This is a genomic window from Sinomonas atrocyanea, assembly GCF_030811715.1.
GTDB classification, from domain to species: Bacteria; Actinomycetota; Actinomycetes; order Actinomycetales; family Micrococcaceae; genus Sinomonas; species Sinomonas atrocyanea_A.
In genome coordinates this window covers 1-3,229 of the sequence record NZ_JAUSRH010000023.1, presented here as the reverse complement: position 1 = coordinate 3,229, position 3,229 = coordinate 1, and the positions used below count along the sequence as shown (strand labels likewise).

Here is a 3,229-nt window from a genome sequence, read left to right as displayed (position 1 = left end):
TGGGGGTGTGGTGGTGCGTGGGTGTGGTGGGTCGAGTTTTCTTGTAGGTGTGTGCACGCACGTTGCGTGTGTGTGCGCCCTTTGTGGTTTCTTCTGTGTTGAAGTTTCCAAGGGCGCACGGTGGATGCCTTGGCATCGGGAGCCGATGAAGGACGTGGGAATCTGCGATAAGCCTGGGGGAGTCGATAACCGGACTGTGATCCCAGGGTCTCCGAATGGGGGAACCCCGCCGCACTTGATGCGGTGACCCGCCGTTGAACGCATAGACGGTGTGGAGGGAACGCGGGGAAGTGAAACATCTCAGTACCCGCAGGAAGAGAAAACAACAGTGATTCCGTCAGTAGTGGCGAGCGAACGCGGATGTGGCCAAACCGTGCGCGTGTGATACCCGGCAGGGGTTGCGCGCAGGGGGTTGTGGGGCCTGGCTTCGATCATCTGCCGGTGGTCGGGGGCGAGTGCAGCAGTGTAGGCGAACGGTCTTGAAGGGCCGGCCGTAGAGGGTGTGAGTCCCGTAGCCGTAACGCTGGTCTGCCGTCCTTGCCGGTGTCCCCAAGTAGCACGGGGCCCGAGAAATCCCGTGCGAATCTGTCAGGACCACCTGATAAGCCTGAATACTACCCGATGACCGATAGCGGACAAGTACCGTGAGGGAAAGGTGAAAAGTACCCCGGGAGGGGAGTGAAACAGTACCTGAAACCGTGCGCCTACAAACCGTCAGAGCCGGCCCCGCTGGGGGTGCGGTGATGGCGTGCCTTTTGAAGAATGAGCCTGCGAGTCAGTGCCACGTCGCGAGGTTAACCCGTGTGGGGGAGCCGTAGCGAAAGCGAGTCTGAACAGGGCGTTCAGTGGCGTGGTCTGGACCCGAAGCGGAGTGATCTACCCATGGCCAGGTTGAAGCGACGGTAAGACGTCGTGGAGGACCGAACCCACTTCAGTTGAAAATGGAGGGGATGAGCTGTGGGTAGGGGTGAAAGGCCAATCAAACTCCGTGATAGCTGGTTCTCCCCGAAATGCATTTAGGTGCAGCGTTGCGTGTTTCTTGCCGGAGGTAGAGCTACTGGATGGCCGATGGGCCCCACAAGGTTACTGACGTCAGCCAAACTCCGAATGCCGGCAAGTGAGAGCGCAGCAGTGAGACTGCGGGGGATAAGCTTCGTAGTCGAGAGGGAAACAGCCCAGATCACCGGCTAAGGCCCCCAAGCGTGTGCTAAGTGGGAAAGGATGTGGAGTTGCGAAGACAACCAGGAGGTTGGCTTAGAAGCAGCCACCCTTGAAAGAGTGCGTAATAGCTCACTGGTCAAGTGATTCCGCGCCGACAATGTAGCGGGGCTCAAGCACACCGCCGAAGCCGTGGCAGTCCCACGTGCACCCTAGCCTTCGTGGTTCAGGGGTGGGGCTGGGTAGGGGAGCGTCGTGCGGGCAGTGAAGCCCCCGGGTGACCGAGGGGTGGAGGCCGCACGAGTGAGAATGCAGGCATGAGTAGCGAAAGACGGGTGGGAAACCCGTCCGCCGAATGATCAAGGGTTCCAGGGTCAAGCTCATCTGCCCTGGGTAAGTCGGGACCTAAGGCGAGGCCGACAGGCGTAGTCGATGGACAACGGGTCGATATTCCCGTACCGGCGAAGGACCGCCCATGCCGGACAGCCGATGCTGACCGCCCGGACCCCGCACCGTCCTCCTTCGGGAGGGCACCGCGGGGCGAGCGCGGGGACCAGAGCTGCGAGGCAAGCGTATTAACAGGTGTGACGCAGGAAGGCAGCCCGGCCAGGCGATGGTTGACCTGGTCCAAGGATGTAGGGCGCGCGGTCGGCAAATCCGCCGCGCACGTAGCCTGAGATCCGACGGGACCCCCTCACGGGGGGATCGGGTGATCCTATGCTGCCGAGAAAAGCATCGACGCGAGGTCCCAGCCGCCCGTACCCCAAACCGACACAGGTGATCAGGTAGAGAATACCAAGGCGATCGAGAGAATCACGGTCAAGGAACTCGGCAAAATGCCCCCGTAACTTCGGGAGAAGGGGGACCCCGACCCTGAGCAGGCCGCGCGCCTGGGAGGGGACAAGGGTCGCAGAGACCAGGGGGAAGCGACTGTTTACTAAAAACACAGGTCCGTGCGAAGTCGCAAGACGATGTATACGGACTGACTCCTGCCCGGTGCTGGAAGGTTAAGAGGACCCGTCAGCCAGCAATGGCGAAGCGGAGAATTCAAGCCCCAGTAAACGGCGGTGGTAACTATAACCATCCTAAGGTAGCGAAATTCCTTGTCGGGTAAGTTCCGACCTGCACGAATGGAGTAACGACTTCCCCGCTGTCTCGACCGTGAACTCGGCGAAATTGCACTACGAGTAAAGATGCTCGTTACGCGCAGCAGGACGGAAAGACCCCGAGACCTTCACTACAGTTTGGTATTGGTGTTCGGAGCGGCTTGTGTAGGATAGGTGGGAGACTGTGAAGCCGGCACGCCAGTGCCGGTGGAGTCATCGTTGAAATACCACTCTGGTCGCTTTGGACACCTGAACCTCGGCCCGTGATCCGGGTCAGGGACAGTGCCTGACGGGTAGTTTAACTGGGGCGGTTGCCTCCCAAAGAGTAACGGAGGCGCCCAAAGGTCCCCTCAGCCTGGTCGGCAACCAGGTGGCGAGTGCAAGTGCACAAGGGGGCTTGACTGTGAGAGAGACATCTCGAGCAGGGACGAAAGTCGGGACTAGTGATCCGGCGGCACCTCGTGGAAGGGCCGTCGCTCAACGGATAAAAGGTACCTCGGGGATAACAGGCTGATCTTGCCCAAGAGTCCATATCGACGGCATGGTTTGGCACCTCGATGTCGGCTCGTCGCATCCTGGGGCTGGAGTAGGTCCCAAGGGTTGGGCTGTTCGCCCATTAAAGCGGTACGCGAGCTGGGTTTAGAACGTCGTGAGACAGTTCGGTCCCTATCCGCTGCGCGCGCAGGAGATCTGAGAAGGGCTGTCCCCAGTACGAGAGGACCGGGACGGACGAACCTCTGGTGTGCCAGTTGTACCGCCAGGTGCACGGCTGGTTGGCTACGTTCGGATGGGATAACCGCTGAAAGCATCTAAGCGGGAAGCCCGCTTCAAGATGAGATCTCCACGCCCACCAAGGGCGAGAGGCCCCCAGCAGACCACTGGGTTGATAGGCCGGACGTGGAAGCGAGGACTGAAGACTCGCGAAGCCGACCGGTACTAATAGGCCGACAACCTCAACACACCAC

The 3,229-nt window shown here is 60.3% G+C and carries 1 rRNA gene; it reads left to right on the top strand.

The features are described from left to right. Window positions 1-97: 97 nt before the first annotated feature. Window positions 98-3,224 (top strand): 23S ribosomal RNA (locus J2W21_RS19710). Window positions 3,225-3,229: the final 5 nt, after the last annotated feature.